The 17874-nt window shown below is 65.7% G+C and carries 10 protein-coding genes and 1 pseudogene; 10 read left to right on the top strand and 1 reads right to left on the bottom strand.

Annotation, left to right across the window (positions count from 1 at the left end):
* The first annotated feature begins 331 nt into the window (after nt 1–331).
* The 10 genes and pseudogenes from BCL79_RS04805 to BCL79_RS04760 all read left to right on the top strand — a co-directional run bounded on the left by BCL79_RS04805 (nt 332) and on the right by BCL79_RS04760 (nt 14190).
* On the top strand, nt 332–631 hold the full coding sequence (locus BCL79_RS04805) for a YciI family protein (RefSeq protein WP_019182875.1): 300 nt from the start codon (nt 332–334) through the stop codon (nt 629–631).
* A complete protein-coding gene (locus BCL79_RS04800) occupies nt 628–897 on the top strand; it encodes a BolA family protein (protein ID WP_121038102.1) in 270 nt (89 codons plus the stop codon). The genes BCL79_RS04805 and BCL79_RS04800 overlap by 4 nt, the downstream gene beginning before the upstream one ends.
* A gap of 148 nt (nt 898–1045) precedes the next feature.
* A complete protein-coding gene (locus tag BCL79_RS04795) occupies nt 1046–2083 on the top strand; it encodes a LacI family DNA-binding transcriptional regulator (protein ID WP_121038099.1) in 1038 nt (345 codons plus the stop codon).
* A gap of 90 nt (nt 2084–2173) precedes the next feature.
* A complete protein-coding gene (locus tag BCL79_RS04790; protein WP_121038096.1) occupies nt 2174–5233 on the top strand; it encodes a TonB-dependent receptor in 3060 nt (1019 codons plus the stop codon).
* A gap of 226 nt (nt 5234–5459) precedes the next feature.
* Nucleotides 5460–7073, top strand: a complete 1614-nt coding sequence (locus BCL79_RS04785; RefSeq protein ID WP_121038093.1) for a glucoamylase family protein — start codon at nt 5460–5462, stop codon at nt 7071–7073.
* A gap of 33 nt (nt 7074–7106) precedes the next feature.
* Nucleotides 7107–8423, top strand: a complete 1317-nt coding sequence (locus BCL79_RS04780) for a sugar ABC transporter substrate-binding protein (RefSeq protein ID WP_226956633.1) — start codon at nt 7107–7109, stop codon at nt 8421–8423.
* Nucleotides 8420–9301, top strand: coding sequence for a carbohydrate ABC transporter permease (locus tag BCL79_RS04775; RefSeq protein WP_019182881.1), 882 nt, complete (start codon nt 8420–8422; stop codon nt 9299–9301). Before BCL79_RS04780 ends, BCL79_RS04775 begins: the two co-directional genes overlap by 4 nt.
* Nucleotides 9298–10134, top strand: coding sequence for a carbohydrate ABC transporter permease (locus BCL79_RS04770; RefSeq protein WP_019182882.1), 837 nt, complete (start codon nt 9298–9300; stop codon nt 10132–10134). Before BCL79_RS04775 ends, BCL79_RS04770 begins: the two co-directional genes overlap by 4 nt.
* A gap of 74 nt (nt 10135–10208) precedes the next feature.
* Nucleotides 10209–13312, top strand: a pseudogene (locus BCL79_RS04765) (discoidin domain-containing protein).
* Nucleotides 13312–14190: an endonuclease/exonuclease/phosphatase family protein gene (locus tag BCL79_RS04760; RefSeq protein ID WP_121038087.1), complete on the top strand. Its 879-nt coding sequence runs from the start codon at nt 13312–13314 to the stop codon at nt 14188–14190. Before BCL79_RS04765 ends, BCL79_RS04760 begins: the two are co-directional and overlap by 1 nt.
* A gap of 276 nt (nt 14191–14466) precedes the next feature.
* On the opposite strand, the gene BCL79_RS04755 is transcribed toward BCL79_RS04760, so the two are convergent.
* Nucleotides 14467–17856 carry a ribonuclease E/G gene (locus tag BCL79_RS04755; protein WP_121038084.1) on the bottom strand — a complete coding sequence of 1130 codons (3390 nt, stop codon included), beginning with the start codon at nt 17854–17856 and terminating at the stop codon, nt 14467–14469.
* Nucleotides 17857–17874: the final 18 nt, after the last annotated feature.

Genomic DNA, 17874 nt, shown 5'->3' with positions numbered 1-17874 from the left:
ATTGCAACGGACCGGTCGCCGCACCATGCCAGCGTCCGGAACGGTCCCGGGCGGCAGGATGGCAAGCCATGACACGCCTGGGTCGGCGCGATTCCACACTTCAAACAGCAAGGCGCGCCGCGATGGGCAGCGACAGAACTACGGGGAGGTCGTCTACGTGTGCTGGTGTGGGGCAGTGGATCGGTCGTCGGCTGGCGGTGGAGCCGGTTGCCGACGGGGCGCTGCATCCAGCCACGTGCAATGGACATAAGACTACGGGGTTGCCGCGCCAGTGTCCAGCCAGCCCCGCTAGAATGCCCGGGATTGATTCAACAAGACCTCGGAGTTGCCCGTGTGGTATGTGATTGAAGGCTATGACGGCACCGATGTGCTGGCCGCCCGTCTGGCGTCGCGCCCGGCCCATCTGGCCCGGCTGCAGGCCCTGCAGGACGAGGGGCGGCTGCTGCTGGCCGGCCCGTGCCCGGCCATCGACAGCGAAGATCCCGGCCCGGCCGGCTTCAGTGGCAGCGTGGTGATCGCCGCGTTCGATTCGCTGACCCACGCCCAGGACTGGGCCGCCGCCGATCCGTATGTAGAGGCGGGCGTCTACGTGCGCGTCCAGGTGCGTCCGTTCCGCAAGGTCCTGCCATGAACCGGGTCGAGCGCATCCGGCAGGCGCTGCAGCAGGCACTGGATCCGGAACTGCTGGAGGTCAAGGATGACAGCCACCGCCACGCCGGCCATGAGGGCGCGCGTGACGGCCGGGGGCACTTCAAGGTGCACGTGGTCAGCGCAGCCTTCGAAGGAAAGCTCCCGCTGGCGCGCCATCGGGCCGTCTATGCGGCCCTGGGAACGATGATGGAGACCGATATCCACGCGTTGTCCATCCGTGCCGAGACACCGGTCAAAAACCGCTGAAACCCTTGTCCCGCCTTGTCCTGGCCAGTCCCGAAAGGGGCCGACATGGACAGCTTTTGGTTACCGCCGTACGACATGAGGCTAACGTAGTGTTTACATTCGGGTTTGAAAACGCTTACATTCCGCGCCAAGCCCAGATCTCTAAGCCGTGGAGGGCGGCGAAGTGAACAAGGCAGCGATCACTATCAAAGATGTCGCCCGTGAAGCCCGTGTCTCTGTTGCCACGGTCTCGCGCGCACTCAATGGCCATGAAAATGTTGCCGAGCCCGTGCGCAAGCTGGTGCTGGAGGTGGCAGCGCGACTGCGCTATACCCCGCATGCAGCGGCCCGGAGCCTGAGCAGCCGACGGACCAACACCATTGGCGTGGTGTTGCCCGATCTCTATGGCGAATTCTTCTCCGAACTGATGCGTGGCATCGATGGGGTGGCCCGCGAGCGTCGCCAGCATCTGCTCGTGTCCAGTTACCACGGTGACCAGGAGCAGCAGGGCGCGGCCCTGCGGGCCATGCGCGGTCGTGTCGATGGGTTGCTGGTGCTTTCGCCGTATGCCGAGAGCCCCGGCTTCCTGACCGACAACCTGCCGCAGTCGTTGCCCACGGTGCTGATCAACACGTATCTGCCCGAGCAGGATCATCCGGTGCTGAGCATCGATGACCATGCCGGCGCGATGGCCATGACCCGTCACCTGCTGGACGTCGGGCATCGGCGCATCGCCTTCATTTCCGGTCCGGACCTCAACTACGACGCCCGTGAGCGCCTGCGCGGTTTCCGCGATGCGCTGGCGGCCTTCGGCGATGCTGCCGAAGGGATCGAGTTGCCCGGTGACTTTGACGAAGCTTCCGGCCATCGCGCCGGACAGGAGTTGCTGGCAGCCGGCACGCTGCCCGATGCGGTGTTCGCCGCCAACGACATGATGGCGCTGGGGTGTCTGTATGCGTTCGCGCAGGCAGGTGTCCGGGTGCCGGCCGATGTCGCCTTGGCGGGTTTCGATGACATTCCGCTGGCACGTTTCGTTCACCCATCGTTGACAACGATGCAGGTGAGTATCGCCGACCTCGGCGATAAGGCCGCGACGCGCCTGTTGCAGTTGATGGATGGCAACAACACAGAAGGGGCCGGCGACAAGCAGACGCTCGTGCCGACCCTGATCGTGCGTGATTCGAGCAAAGCCAGAACCCAGCAGTAGGTCACGACCGTTGGTCGTGACGCCCTAAAAAAACGCACCACATAAAACGACAGGGGCCGCAAAGACGGCCACCACCACCCGGAGAGTTACATGACGTATTCCAATCACCGCAACCGCGCGCCCGCACGCAGTCTGTTGTCCAGCGCGCTGGTCACCTGCCTGATGCTGGGCGCCGCCCCGAGCGTGATGGCGCAGTCGGCCACCTCGTCGCTGCGCGGCCAGGTCGCCGAGGCTGCCGCCGGCACCGAAGTCACCGCCACCAACGTGGCCAGCGGCACCGTGCGCCGCGCCACCACCCGTGCCGATGGCAGCTACTCGCTGATGGGCCTGGACCCGGGCACCTACAACGTGGTGGCCAATGGCCAGACGCAGAAGGTGACGGTCACCGTGGCCTCCACCGCGACCCTGAACTTCAGCGGCGCGCCGGCCAACGGCAGCACTGCCAACGCCACCAACCTGGACACGGTCAACGTCATTGCACCGACCCTGCTGCAGGAAGTGCGTACCTCCGAAGTGGGCAAGACCGTCAGCCTGCAGCAGATCCAGACCACCCCGCAGGTGTCGCGCAACTTCCTGGAATTCGCCGACGCGGTGCCGGGCCTGATCTTCACCCGTGATGCCAAGGGCAACACCTCCCTGCGCGGCGGTGCCACCAACTCCGACGGCACCAACGTCTATATCGACGGCGTGGGCCAGAAGAGCTACGTCAAGGGCGGCGGCGTGGCCGGCCAGTCCGGCAGCGCCGGCAACCCGTTCCCGCAGCTGGCGATCGGCGAATACAAGGTCATCAGCGGCAACTACAAGGCCGAGTACGGCCAGGTGTCGAGCGCGGCCGTGACCGCGGCCACCAAGTCCGGCACCAACGAGTTCAAGGGTGAAACCTTCTACCGTTACACCAACGAAGACATGCGCGCCAAGACCCCGGCCGAGCGTCAGGCTGGCCAGACGAAAGAGGCATCGGCCGAGAAGGAATACGGTTTTGCATTGGGTGGTCCGATCATCCAGGACAAGGCCCACTTCTTCGTGACCTATGAAGCCAAGCGCTTCGACTTGCCGGTCACCATCGCGCCTGACGGCGCGGTCGGCCGAGCTGCCGCCCTGCTGCCGCCGGAAGGCGCCGCCGGCCTCGGCCCGGCCAGCCAGCCGTTCCAGCAGGATCTGATCTTCGCCAAGGTCGACTTCGAGCCGACCGACAACGATCGCATCGAGCTGACCTTCCAGGACCGCGATGAAACCCAGTCGCAGTTCAGCGGCCAGACCGCGCCGGAAGCCGGCCGTGAAGTGGTCAACACCGACCGTCGTTACGCCCTGCGCTGGAACCACAGCGGCGAGCGTTACTACAACGAACTGATGGTCACCCACGAAGATTCGTTCAACAACCCGACCCCGCTGACCCTGGCCAACGGCATCACCTACACCGCGCCGGACGGCACCGAAGACCGCACCGTGGTGAAGATCGGTGGCGCATCGGCGCTGGATTCGCAGGTGAAGGGCCAGAAGGGCTGGTCGATCGAAGACAACCTGACCCTGGATGGCATCCAGTGGGCGGGCGACCACACCATCAAGATGGGCGCCAAGTACAAGCAGATCGACCTGTACGCATCCGATGCTGCGCAGATCAACCCGACCTTCACCTACACCCTGGGCGATCCGGACTTCCCGGATTCCATCCCGTACAAGGCGCAGTTCGTCAAGCCGGTGACCGGCGTGTCGGGCGTGTCGGGCGAAGTGCGTTCGAAGTCCAAGCAGATCGGCCTGTTCATCCAGGACGACTGGCAGGTCAACGACCACCTGCAGCTCAACCTCGGCCTGCGTTGGGACTACGAGAAGACGCCGTCCTACCTGGACTTCGTGACCCCGCAGCAGGTGGTCGACGCGATCTACTCGCAGGATCCGCGCGCGGCCGCTGGCCAGACCTACGCCGATTCGCTGGCGCTGGGTGGCCTGAACATCGGCGATTACATCAGCACCGGCAAAAACCGCAAGGCGTTCAAGGATGCCTGGCAGCCGCGCCTGGGCTTCTCGTATGACCTCAACGCCGACGAGCAGCACGTGTTCCACGGTGGTGCCGGTCGTTCGTACGATCGCGACCTGTTCGACAACCTGCAGCTGGAAACCACCAAGCTGGCCCTGCCGCAGCCGACCATCTACTTCCGCAACCCGTCGACCGGCACCTGCATCAACGGCCAGGCCGCCTGCTACGACTGGAACCCGAACCTGCTCAACGGGATCGGCAACCTGCAGGCCCTGGTCGGCTCGACCAGCAATGCCGGTCTGGAAGTGGACCTGCTGAACAACAACCTCAAGGTGCCGTACTCGGATCAGTTCAGCTTCGGCATGAGCAACCAGGTGGGTGAGTGGCTGACCGATGCCACCATCTCCCGCACCCTGAGCTACGACGGCTTCGCCTTCACCCTGGGCAACCGTTACCCGACCGGCCAGTTCTTCGATGACCCGCGCCTGTGCGGCGGCACCGACCCGGGCCTGAGCCAGGCCTGGAGCTGCAACGTGCCGGGCTTCGGCAGCCTGATCATCGGCCAGCAGGGCATCAAGACCCGTGCGACCCAGGTCCTGCTGTCGGCGCAGAAGCCGTTCACCCAGGAAAGCGGCTGGGGCACCTCGGTGGCCTACACCTGGACCACCGCGCGCCACAACCGCGACATCAACGAGAAGTACGCGTTCGACCGCGGCCTGATCGAAGATTATCCGACCATCCGTTCCAACGGCGCGCCGCGCCACCGCCTGGTGGTCACCGGTTCGTACGCGGGCTTCTGGGGCATCACCTTCGGCGGCAAGGTCACCCTGGCCACCCCGACGGCCGTCAACGACTGGTACGGCGTGCCGCAGGCCAGTGGCTACGACCTGCCGACGCCGCAGGCCGCGGTGCCCAACGCCAATGGCAAGTTCCTGCTGGGTGGCAAGATCTTCGGCTACCGTTCGGTCGATCTGCAGGCGACGAAGACGTTCAAGATGGCGGGCGATACCGAGCTGTACGCGCGTATCGACATCATCAACGTGTTCAACTTCGACAACTTCGCCACCTACAACTACTTCAAGACCGACGGCAAGCTGCAGGCCAGCTACAACGAGACCGGCGATATCGTCGGTACGCCGCGCCAGGTGAAGGCCGAAGTCGGCTTCCGCTTCTGATGCAGCACACGGCCCCGTCTTCGGACGGGGCCGGTTTCATGGCAATGGCTGGCCTTCGGGCCAGTCCATTGTCCAGGCCGGTGCCACGGAGGGTGGCAGCGGCCTGGGCAATGACCGCGGCTTTGGACCACGCCTGCGTGGTTTTTTTAGGCCGCGTTCTGTAAACGATTTCAGGTCATTGGACGTTATGCTTCCCAGTCACGAACACTGTAGAAGGAGTTGGCCCATGCAGGCACGCCACCTGTTGACCGCCGCGACGATCAGTCTCGCCGTCGCTGCCTGCCAGCCGCAGGCCCAGCAGGAGCCGGCCAAGCCCAAGCCGCCCGTGATCCTGGTCGAGGCGGACGTGCCGCCGCGGCCGATGAAGCCGGAGCTGCCGCCGCTGTTCGACGATATCGAGCGCCGCACCTTCCAGTTCTTCTGGGATACCACCAACGAGGTCAACGGGCTCAGCCCGGACCGTTATCCGTCGCGCCCGTTCGCCAGCATCGCCTCGGTGGGCTATGCGCTGACCGCCTATCCGATCGGCATCGAGAACGGCTGGGTCAGCCGCAACCAGGCGATCGACCGCACCCTGCTGACGCTGAAGTTCTTCCGCGACCTGCCGATGGGCCCGCAGCGCACCGGCAAGGGCGGTTACAAAGGCTTCTACTACCACTTCCTGGACATGCAGGAAGGCCGCCGCTATGACAGCTGGGTGGAACTGTCCAGCGTGGATACCGCGCTGCTGATGATGGGCGTGCTGTTCGCGCAGTCCTATTACGACGGTGACGACGCGCGCGAAAAAGAGATCCGCGAGATCGCCGATACGCTGTACAAGCGCGTGGACTGGCCGTGGCTGCAGCAGCGCGCGCCGCTGATCTCGATGGGCTGGTTCCCGGAAAGCGGCTTCATCGACCACGACTGGATGGGCTACAACGAGGCGATGATGGTCTACATCCTCGCGCTCGGCTCGCCCACCCACCCGGTCAGCCCGGACGCCTGGACGGTCTGGACGCGTACCTACGACAACGACTGGGGCGTCTACCAGGGCCAGGAATACCTGTCCTTCGGCCCGCTGTTCGGCCACCAGTACACGCATGTGTGGGTGGACTTCCGCGACATCCAGGATGCCTACATGCGCGAGCGGGGCAGTACCTACTTCCTCAACAGCCGTTCGGCCGCCCTGGCGCAGCGCGAGTACGCGATCGCCAACCCGATGAACTGGAAGGATTACGGCCAGAACGTATGGGGCCTGACCGCCAGCGACGGTCCGCAGAACACCACCCAGGAATACCGGGGCGAGCAGCGCCAGTTCCGCCATTACTCTTCGCGCGGCGCCGGCCTGCGCGAGAACTTCGATGACGGCACCATCGCGCCGACCGCGGCGATCGCCTCGATCGTGTTCGCGCCGGAAGAAGTCATCCCGGCCGCGGTGGAGATGCACAAGCGCTATGGCGATTACATCTATTCCAGCTACGGCTTCCTGGATTCGTTCAACCCGAGTTTCAACTACGACATCCCGATCAAGACCGGTCGCCTGGTGCCGGATCGCGGCTGGGTGGCCAGCGATTACATCGGTATCGACCAAGGCCCGATCCTGACCATGATCGCCAACTACCGGAACGATTTCGTCTGGGATGTGATGAAGAAGAACGCCCATATCCGCAAGGGTCTGGAGCGTGCCGGCTTCAGTGGTGGCTGGTTGACTCCGGAAGGCGAGGATCAGCCGATGGAACTGCAGAAAGATGAAAAGGCGGCCTCGGCCCGCTCGGTCGGCATCGCCGAATCGCGCGCGGCGGCCGCCCAGGAACAGAAGAACAATTCCAATTCGAACCGCAACCAGCAGCAGGGGAAGTAAGCAGTGCCATCGTCGTCGCGCCCGAAGCTGGGGTTGAGTCTGTTGCTGCTGCTGGTCGGCAGCCTGTTGTTGAGTGCCTGCCGGAAAGAACCGGAAGGGGTCACCGTGCGTTTCTGGGCGATGGGCCGCGAGGCCGAAGTGGTCACCGGCCTGATCCGCGAGTTTGAAGCGGAAAACCCGGGCATTCATGTGGATGTCCAGAACATCCCGTGGACGGCCGCGCATGAAAAACTGTTAACCGCATTCGCGGCCGACGGGCTGCCGGATGTGTGCCAGCTGGGCAACACCTGGATTCCCGAGTTCGCCGAGCTCAACACCCTGACCCCGCTGCAGCCCTATGTGGCACAGTCCAAGGTGGTGGACCCGGCCGACTACTTCCAGGGCATCTGGGACACCAACGTCATCCATGACGAACTGGTCGGCGTGCCGTGGTACGTCGATACGCGCCTGCTGTATTACCGCAAGGACATGCTGGCCAAGGCCGGCTATGACCACCCGCCGCGTACCTGGGGCGAGTGGAACGAGATGATGGCGGCGATCAAGAAGATGCAGGGCGCGAACCGCTATGCGGTGCTGATGCCGATCAACGAGTTCGAGCAGCAGCTGTCCTTCGCCCTGCAGCAGCCCGATCCGCTGCTGCGTGACGATGACACCCGTGGCAACTTCAGCAGCCCCGGCTTCCGCAGGACGCTGGGCTTCTACGAAAACATGTTCGCGCAGGGCTGGGCCCCGCGCATGTCCGAGACGCAGATCTCCAACGTCTGGGATGAGTTCTTCCGCGGCTTCAACGTGTTCTACGTGTCCGGCCCCTGGAACATCCGCGAGTTCAAGAAGCTGCAGCCCAAGGCGCTGGAGGGGCAGTGGGGCACCGCTGCGCTGCCGGGTCCGGACGGCCCCGGCGCCGGCATCGCCGGGGGTACCAGCCTGGTGATCTTCCGTTCTTCGCAGCAGAAGGAAGCCTCGTGGAAGCTGATCGAGTTCCTGTCGCGCCCGGCGATCCAGGAGCGCTTCCATTCGATCATCGGTGACCTGCCGCCACGGCGCAGCACCTGGGAATACCCCTCGCTGGCCAACGACCCGTTGGCGCAGCCGTTCCGCGATCAGCTCGAGCGGGTCAAGCCCACGCCGAAAGTGCTGGAGTGGGAGCGCATCGTGCAGGAAATGCGGATCATCACCGAACAGGTGGTGCGTGGTGGCATGGATCAGGACGTAGCAGTGAAAGAACTGGACAAGCGCGTGGACAAGGTCCTCGCCAAACGCCGTTGGATGCATGAGCAGCACCGCCAGGACTCGTCTGGCGTAAGCGACAAGCAGCACTCCAGTGCGGTCGCAACGGAGGCGGCACCATGAAGCAGCGTTCGCTTGCCGGTTGGATGTTTGCCGGCCCGGCCATCCTGGTCATCGCGGTGTTCTTCGGCCTGCCGGTGTTCTCGGCGCTGGCGCTGAGCATCACCGATTTCGATCTGTACGCACTGGCCGATGGCGAAAACCTGCGTTTCGTCGGCCTGGGCAACTACATCGATCTGCTGCAGACCCCGATGTTCTGGAAGTCGCTGTGGAATACCACCTACTTCGTGATCGTCGGCGTGCCGATGTCGATCGCGGTATCGCTGGGCGCGGCGATCCTGCTCAACGCGCCGGCCGCCCGCTTCAAGGCGTTGTTCCGTACCGCGCTGTTCGCCCCGGTGGTGACCACCCTGGTGGCGGTGGCGGTGATCTGGCGTTACCTGTTCCATACCAGCTACGGCCTGGTGAACTACGGCCTGGGCCATCTGGGCATCAGCCCGATTGACTGGCTGGGCGACCCGAACTGGGCGATGCCGACCATCATGCTGTTCGCGGTGTGGAAGAACTTCGGCTACAACATGGTGATCTTCCTGGCCGGCCTGCAGGCGATCCCGCATGACCTGTACGAGGCCGCGCGCATCGACGGTGCCTCGCGCTGGAAGCAGTTCCTGCACATCACCCTGCCGATGCTGGGCCCGGTACTGCTGGTGGTCGGTGTGATCACCGTGTCCGGTTATTTCCAGCTGTTCGCCGAGCCCTACGTGATGACGCGTGGCGACCCACTGCAGAGCACGGTCAGCGTGCTGTATTTCATGTTCGAAGAAGGCTTCAAGTGGTGGAACCTGGGCCGCGCCTCCGCGGTGGCGTTCCTGCTGTTCCTGATCATCCTGGGCGTGACCAGCATCATGCTGCGTTTCGGCCGCAAGAGGCAGTTGGTATGAGTCGTGAAATCGGTCAATCGCGCTGGCATGCCTGGTGGGTCAATGGTGGCCTGCTGGTGCTTGCCGCGCTGAGCCTGGCGCCGCTGTTGTGGATGCTGTCGGTGTCGTTCATGCCGACCGGCGAGGCGGCGCATTTCCCGCCGCCGCTGCTGCCGTCCTCGCTGACCACCGCGAACTACCACGAGTTGTTCGCGCGCACCGGGATGGCCAACAACTTCGTCAACAGCCTGATGGTGTCGCTGGCCATCACCTTCGGCTCGCTGCTGCTCAACACCATGGCCGGCTACGCCTTCGCCAAGTTGCGCTTCGCCGGCCGCGAGCGCATCTTCCAGCTGCTGCTGGCCGCACTGGTGATCCCCGCGCAGGTGGCGATGCTGCCGCTGTTCCTGCTGATGAAGCAGCTGGGCCTGGTCAACAACTTCGGTGGCGTGATCGTGCCGGCGCTGGCCACCGTGTTCGGCATCTTCCTGGTGCGCCAGTACGCCCGTTCGATCCCGGATGAGCTGCTCGAAGCGGCCCGCATCGACGGGGCAGGGGAGCTGCGGATCTTCTTCCAGATCGTGCTGCCGATGCTCAAGCCGGTGCTGGTGACCCTGTCGATCTTCACCTTCATGGCGGCCTGGAACGATTTCATGTGGCCCTTGATCGTGTTGACCGACCAGGAGCACTACACTCTCCCGGTGGCCCTGGCCACGCTCTCGCGCGAGCACATCATGGACGTTGAAATGATGATGGCCGGCGCGGTGGTCACGGTGGTTCCGGTGCTGCTGCTGTTCCTGGCATTGCAGCGTTATTACATCCAAGGTCTGTTGCTGGGGAGTGTCAAAGGGTGAAGCATGCCGTCGTCGCGGTGGGTCTGGGTCTGGTCTGGTCACTGGCGGCCTCGGCCGCACCGCCGGCGACGCCGGTGTTGCCCGCACCCAAGGTGCTGGACAGCTTCGATGACATGACCCCGTGGAAGCTGGTCGTCTCCGATCAGGTCAGCGGCTCGCTGCGCAGCGTGGCCGGCAGTGGCGGTGGCCGCGCGCTGTGTGTGGATTACGACTTCCACAACGTGTCCGGCTATGTCGGCATACGCCGCGAGCTGGGCATCCAGTACCCGGAGAATTACCAGTTCGGCTTCCAGCTGCGTGGCGATTCCCCCGCCAACGATCTGCAGTTCAAGCTGATCGATGCCAGTGGCGACAACGTGTGGTGGGTCAATCGCCCCGGCTATGCGTTCCCCAAGGCGTGGACGCCGGTGCAGTACCGCAAGCGCCAGATCGACAAGGCCTGGGGCCCGGAGACGGACAAGACGCTCAAGCGCAGCGCTGCGATGGAGTTCACGATCTACAGCAAGGTCGGTGGCAAGGGCACGGTCTGTTTCGACCGGCTCACGCTGCAGGGCCTGCCGCCGGCCGATACATCTTCGCTGAGCCCCTCGGTGATCGCCGATACCGCCACCGCGCTGCAGAACCGCATCGTCGATGGCAAGCCGGACACGGTCTGGATCAGCGGCGGTGTGGCCGAACAGACCATCAGCCTGGACCTGCACAAGGTGCGCGAGTTTGGCGGGGCGGTGATCGAATGGCTGCCCGGGCTGGAGGCCACACGCTACGTGGTGCGTTCCTCGGCCGATGGGCGCAACTGGAACACGCTGCGCGAGGTGACCGCCGGCGGCGGTGGCCGCGACTGGCTGGCGCTGCCGGATACGGAAGCGCGGTACCTGCGCTTCGACCTCAAGGGCGGCCCGAGCTGGCGCTACGGTATCCGCGATATCACGCTCAAGCCGCTCGAGTTCGCCGATACCCCGAATGATTTCGTCCGCTCGGTCGGTGCCGACCTGCCACGCGGTTCGGTGCCACGTGGCTTCACCGGCGAGCAGCCGTACTGGACGCTGCTCGGGTTGGATGGCGGTCGCGAGCAGGCCTTGATCGGCGAAGACGGTGCGCTGGAAGTGGCCAAGTCCAGCTTCAGCGTCGAACCGTTCGTGCTGGTCGACAACAAACTGCTGAGCTGGGCCGACGTAAAAACCAGCCAAGCGCTGCAGGACGATTACCTGCCTATCGCCAACGTCGGCTGGACCCACGACAAGGCTGGCCTGCAGGTGACCGGCTTCGTGCAGGGCACGCCGGACAACGCGCAGCTGGTCGGTCGTTACACCCTGCGCAACCCGGACAAGGTGGCCCACGAGTACACCCTGGCCCTGGCCGTGCGCCCATGGCAGGTGAACCCGCCGACCCAGTTCCTCAATACCGTCGGCGGCGTCAGCCGGATCGACAACCTGTCCTTCGACCCGACCCATGTCGACGTCAACGGCACGCCGCGCCTGTACCCGGCACAGGCACCGGACGCGGCCTTCGCCACCGCGTTCGACAGCAAGTTCGACGTGGTCCACCTGGCCAGCGGCAAGCTGCCAGGCACCACCGAAGTGAAGGACAGCACCGGCCTGGCCTCGGGTGCGCTGCTGTACCGCTGGAAGCTGGAGCCTGGCCAGAGCCGCGAGGTCGCCATCGTGCTGCCGCAGACCGGCAACTGGGCGATGCCCAAGGCCTTCGATGCGGCCAAGGCGCAGCAGCAGGTCGCTTCGATGTGGCGGACCAAACTGGACCAGGTGACGCTGCAGGTCCCCGCGGCTGGCAAGCCGCTGGCCGATACGCTGCGCACCGCGTTGGCGCACATGCTGATTTCGCGCATCGGCCCCAGCCTGCAGCCGGGCACGCGTTCGTATTCGCGTAGCTGGATCCGCGATGGCGCGATGATTTCCGAAGGCCTGCTGCGGATGGGCCGCAGTGATGCGGTGCGCCAGTACGTGAACTGGTATGCGCCCTATCAGTTCGACAATGGCAAGGTGCCGTGCTGCGTGGACTCGCGCGGCAGTGACCCGGTGCCGGAGAACGACAGCCACGGCGAGTTGATCTTCAACATCGCCGAGTACTGGCGCTACACCGGCGACTCCACCTTCCTGGAGCTGATGTGGCCGCATGTGCAGGGCGCCTACCAGTACATGGAGCAGCTGCGCCTGAGCGAGCGCACCGAAGACAACCGCGCGCGCAACCCCGCCTTCTACGGGATGATGCCGGTCTCGATCAGTCACGAAGGGTATTCGGCCAAGCCGATGCATTCGTACTGGGACAACTTCTGGGCGCTGCGTGGCTACAAGGACGCGGCGATCATCGCCAGCACGCTGGGCAAGGCCGAAGCGCTGCAGATCAGTGAATCGCGCGATCAGTTCCGTGACGACCTGCAGGCTTCGCTGCTGGCGGCGACCGCGCAGCACAAGATCGACTATCTGCCCGGTTCAGCCGAACGGGCGATTTCGATGCCACCTCGACCACCATCGCACTGGCGCCGGCCGGCGAGCAGGGGCGCCTGCCGCAGCCGTACTTGAACAACACCTTCGAGCGCTACTGGAGCGAGTTCGAAGCGCGCCGCGATGGCAAGCGCGAGTGGAAGGACTACACCCCGTACGAGTGGCGCAACGTGGCCGCCTTCGTGCGCCTGGGCTGGCGTGACCGCGCCTGGCAGGCGACCGAGTTCTTCTTCAAGGACCGTGCACCGCAGCCGTGGAACCAGTGGGCCGAAGTGGTCTCGCGCACGCCGCGCAAACCGTTCTTCCTGGGTGACCTGCCACATGCGTGGGTGGCCTCGGACTTCGTGCGTTCGGCATTGGACATGTTCGCCTACAGCCGCGACATCGACGACAGCCTGGTGCTGGCCGCGGGCGTGCCGTCGCGCTGGCTGGAAGGCAAGGGCGTGGGCGTGCAGGGCCTGCGCACACCGAACGGGCAGCTCAACTACGCGCTGATCCGCAACGACAAGCAGCTCACCCTGACCGTGTCGGCCGGCCTGGTGCCGCCGGCCGGTGGCGTGGTGCTGCCGTGGCCGTACAGCGGCGAGCCTGGCGCCACCACCGTCAATGGTGAGCCGGCGGAATGGGTGGGCGGCGAACTGCGTGTGATGCAGGTGCCGGCCAAGGTCGAGATCGAGATTCCGGCGTCGGTACGCCGGGCGGAACGCAAGGCACCGTAATGCGGCAGATGACGATGATGATGCGCGGCCTGCTGGCCGCCGTGCTGGCGTCCGCGCCGCTGGTGGCACTGGCGCAGGGCACCGTGGCGGCGCCCGCGCAGGAGATGACCATGGTCACCTTCAATCTTCACCACGACCGCGAGAACTGGCCGGCCCGCCGCCAGGTGATCCTGCGTGAACTGCAGGCACTGCAGCCCGATGCGATCGCGCTGCAGGAAGTGATCCAGAAGCCCCATGTGCGCAACCAGGCCGCATGGTTGGCGCGCAAGCTGGGCTATGAGTATCAGTTCGTCTCGACCGATCCGCCGGGGCGTTTCAAGCGCTACGGCAATGCCCTGCTGACCCGGCGGCCGGTGCTGTCGCGCAACGACCATCTGCTGGCGCCGCTGGGCGACTACCGGACCGTGGCGCATCTGCGCATCGATGTGGACGGTCGCCCGGTCAATGTTTATGCCACGCATTTGAACGAGCGTTCGGACGAGGTCGGCAGCCGCATCCGTGGAGAACAGGTGGCGGATCTGCTGGCCTTCATCGCGCAGAGCGCAGGCGACGCGCCGGTGGTCGTGGCGGGTGACTTCAACGCGCTGGTGGACGCCGGGGACCTGAGCGAGCTGCGCAATCACTACGGCGACAGCTACGGCAGCGTGCACGTCAACAACGAACTGGCCCAGGTCAGCACGCTCAACCGGCACTACTACGACGCGCCCTCGCGCATCGACCATATTTTCTTCCAGCAGGATCGACTGCTTGCCCGTGAGGCGAAGATCCTGTTCGACCAGCCGTACGCCGATGGCCGCTGGGCCTCGGATCATTACGGCGTGTGGACCCGGCTGCAGTTCGCGCCGGCCACCGGAAACGCCGGCGCGACGACGCCCTGAGGCGCGCGCCGCGTCATCGGTGATGGCGTAGCGCGCGACCGGCTGCCTCCACGCATGGCGTGGATCTGCCCTTGACGTATTCCGTGCAGGATCCACGCGTGGCGTGGGTCTACCCTTGATGCATCCGATGGCCCGTGTAGATCCACGCCATGCGTGGATGCGCTCAGCGCCGCCATCATGACCGGTTGACGCACGCCACTGCATGCGCCATCCCCCCCCCAAACGCAGACAGCGGCCCGAAGGCCGCTGTCTGTTTGTTGCGTCACTCACTCAGGATCAGAGCGTGTCTTTCTTTTCCTGGTCGGCCTTGTCGCCTTCCTCGGCCTGCGGGGCATCGGTGGGGATGTCCTCGCGCGCTTCGGCCTGCGCGGCCTGTTCGGCGGCGTTGGTCGCCGCCGGGGTGTCGCTGGCGGCCGAACCGAACAACTGACCGTTGTGCACGACCGGGCCGGCCGGGGCCGATTCGGTGCGGGCTTGCGGGGCTGCCGGCTGTGCCGGCGCCTGGGTCGCATCGACGGCATCCAGCATGCTGGTCTGCACCGGTGCGACGGTCGGCTCCTTCACTTCCTGCGGGGCGGCCTCAACAACCGGGGCCGCCGGAGCAGCAACCGGAGCCGGAGCCGCCGGAGCAGCCACCGGGGCCGGGGCGGTCGCCGCCGGAGCAGCTACCGGAGCCGGAGCTGCCGGAGCAGCTGCCGGAGCAGCTGCCGGAGCAGCTGCCGGAGCAGCGACCGGGGCCGGAGCCACCGGAGCAGCGACCGGAGCCGGAGCCACCGGAGCAGCCACCGGAGCCGCCGGAGCCGGCCTCGGGCTTTCCACGAACGGCACCGGGTCGTTGTAGGAGGCCGGGGCCTTCTCAGCGACCGGCTCGACGGCCGGCGCAGCGGCCTTCTCGACGACCGGGGTTGGTGCCTTCTCGGCCACCGGGGCCGGGGTCGGCTCGGCATGACCAGCGGTCACGACCGGGCTGCTGACCACGGCGACCGGAGCGGCGGCAGCCACTGCCGCCACCGGGGCCGGGCGCGGGGCCTGGACAGGTGCGGGGGCAGCGGCCGGCGCGTTGCCGGATTCGTCGTCGAACTCGAACTCCGGCTGCGGCTGACCGTTATTGGCGACCTGGCGCTCGGCCGGGGCGGCGGTATCGCCGTCCTGATCGCCGTCCTGGTCGTCGCCCTCGTCATCCAGACCGTTGTCGTCACCATTCAGGCCATCGCTGCCGGCAGCCTGCTCACCGTTGCCACGACGACGACGACGGCCACCGCGACGGCCACGACGACGACGCGAAGCGCCTTCGCCGGTACCGTCTTCGGCATTGGCCGGCGCGTCACCCTGTTCGGTGGCGTCGGTGTCGCCCAGCTGTGCATCCTCGGCCGGAGCGGCCTTGGCCGTTTCCTGGACGTGGGCGGCCGGCGCGGCGCCATCGGTGGCGACCACGGCAGCCGCAGCGATCACGGCGGCGTCGGCAGCGACCGGTGCGGCGGTGGTCGGCTTGGGTGCATCGGCCTGCGGCTGACGCGCGGGCTTCTCGCTCATGGCCGGCTTGTCGCCGTCGTTCTGCTGCGGCTTGGCCTGGCCGTTCTGGCCCTGCTTCTGCTTCAGCTTCGGCTGCTGCTGGTCATTGCGCGGTTCATTGCGCGGCTTGGCCGGCTGCTGCTCGTTGCGCGGCTTGCCCTGCGCGGGTGCCTGCACCTGTGCCGCATTGCCATTGGCCGGTGCGGCGGTGTCCTGGCGGCGCTCCTCACGGCGCTCGCCCTTCGGGCCACGTTCGCCACGCTCACCACGGTCCTTGCCACGGCCCTGCGCCTGCGCATTGCCGTTGCCACCACGTTCGCCACGCTCATCGCGGCGGCCGTTGCGGTCTTTGCCGTTGCGATCCTTGTTGCGACCGTTGCGGTTGCCGTCCTGGCCCGAGCGGTTGCTCGGCTGCGGTGCGGCGGCCGGGGCCGGTTCGCCACCGAAGATGCGCTTTAGCCAACCCACCACGCCGGTTGCCGCCGGGGTGGCAACGGGGGCCGCGACCGGGGCCGGTGCGGCTTCCGGTTCCGGGGCGTCACGCACCGGGGCCGGCTGGCTGTGCTTGACCTGGGTCACCACCGGGGCGACCGGGATGTTCAGCTGGGCCTTGGTCAGCGCGTGCACCGGCAGCTTGCGCGGGGTACCGCGCTGGTAGCTCGGCTTGCCGCTTTCTTCGCCCAGCTCGTTCTCACGCAGGCGGGTTACTTCGTAATGCGGGGTGTGCAACTGCTCATCGGCGACGATCACGATCGGCGCGTCATGGCGCTGTTCGATCTCGCGCAGCGCGCTGCGCTTTTCGTTGAGCAGGTAGTTGGCGATCTCGACCGGGGCCTGGACCAGCACCTGCCCGGTGTTCTCCTTCATCGCATGCTCTTCAGCCACGCGGATGATGGAGAGCGACAGCGACTCGACGCTGCGCATGCGGCCATGGCCGTCGCAACGCGGGCAGACGATCTGGCTGGATTCGCCCAGGCTCGGACGCAGGCGCTGGCGGCTCATTTCCATCAGGCCGAAGCGCGAGATGCGGCCCAGCTGCACGCGCGCACGGTCGTACTTGAGCGCGTTCTGCAGGCGGTTCTCGACTTCGCGCTGGTGCTTGTTGGAGGCCATGTCGATGAAGTCGATGACCACCAGGCCGCCCAGATCGCGCAGGCGCAGCTGGCGGGCCACTTCGTCGGCCGCTTCCAGGTTGGTCTGGAACGCGGTGTCCTCGATGTCGCTGCCCTTGGTGGCGCGCGAGGAGTTGACGTCGATGGCGGTCAGCGCTTCGGTCTGGTCGACCACGATCGAGCCGCCCGACGGCAGGCGGACGTTGCGTTCATACGCGCCTTCGATCTGCGATTCGATCTGGAAGCGGTTGAACAGCGGGATGTCGTCCTTGTAATGCTTGAGCTTGCGCAGGGTCTGCGGCATCACCTGCTGCATGAACTCCTGGGCGGTCTCGTACAGCTCTTCGGTGTCCACCAGGATCTCGCCGACATCGGCGCGCAGGTAGTCACGCAGGGCGCGCACGATCAGGCGCGATTCCTGGTAGATCAGGAACGAGGCCGGCTTGGTCAGTGCCGCTTCGGCGATCGACTTCCAGACCTGCAGCAGGTAATCCAGATCCCACTGCAGCTCTTCGGCATCGCGGCCGACGCCGGCGGTGCGGATGATCACGCCCATGTCGTCGGGGATGTTCAGCTTGTCCAGCGCTTCCTTCAGCGCGGCGCGGTCTTCGCCCTCGATGCGACGCGAGACGCCACCGGCGCTCGGCGAGTTCGGCATCAGCACCATGTAGCGGCCGGCCAGCGAGATGAACGTGGTCAGGGCAGCGCCCTTGTTGCCGCGTTCTTCCTTGTCCACCTGGACCACGACTTCCTGGCCCTCACGCAGCAGCTCGCGGATGCCGGCCTTGTTGTGGTCGACGCCGGCCTGGAAGTAATCGCGGGAGATTTCCTTCAGCGGCAGGAAGCCATGGCGCTCACCGCCGTATTCGACGAAGGCCGCTTCCAGTGAAGGCTCAAGGCGCGTGATGCGACCCTTGTAGATGTTCGACTTTTTCTGTTCCTTGGACGGCTGTTCGATGTCGATGTCGTACAGCGTCTGGCCATCCACGATGGCTACCCGCAGCTCTTCAGCCTGCGTGGCATTGATCAGCATTCGCTTCATTCTTGCGTTCCTCGCGCG

The organism is Stenotrophomonas rhizophila, from assembly GCF_003651185.1.
Lineage (GTDB): Bacteria > Pseudomonadota > Gammaproteobacteria > Xanthomonadales > Xanthomonadaceae > Stenotrophomonas > Stenotrophomonas maltophilia_Z.
This window is presented reverse-complemented; position numbering and strand designations above follow the sequence as displayed.

Excerpts from the sequence above, each read along its gene's own strand:
- BCL79_RS04800 (WP_121038102.1), top strand. The coding sequence starts at position 628 with ATGAACCGGGTCGAGCGCATCCGGCAGGCGCTGCAGCAGGCACTGGAT.
- BCL79_RS04790 (WP_121038096.1), top strand. The coding sequence starts at position 2,174 with ATGACGTATTCCAATCACCGCAACCGCGCGCCCGCACGCAGTCTGTTG.
- BCL79_RS04785 (WP_121038093.1), top strand. The coding sequence starts at position 5,460 with ATGCAGGCACGCCACCTGTTGACCGCCGCGACGATCAGTCTCGCCGTC.
- BCL79_RS04775 (WP_019182881.1), top strand. The coding sequence starts at position 8,420 with ATGAAGCAGCGTTCGCTTGCCGGTTGGATGTTTGCCGGCCCGGCCATC.
- BCL79_RS04770 (WP_019182882.1), top strand. The coding sequence starts at position 9,298 with ATGAGTCGTGAAATCGGTCAATCGCGCTGGCATGCCTGGTGGGTCAAT.
- BCL79_RS04760 (WP_121038087.1), top strand. The coding sequence starts at position 13,312 with ATGCGGCAGATGACGATGATGATGCGCGGCCTGCTGGCCGCCGTGCTG.
- BCL79_RS04755 (WP_121038084.1), bottom strand. The coding sequence starts at position 17,856 with ATGAAGCGAATGCTGATCAATGCCACGCAGGCTGAAGAGCTGCGGGTA.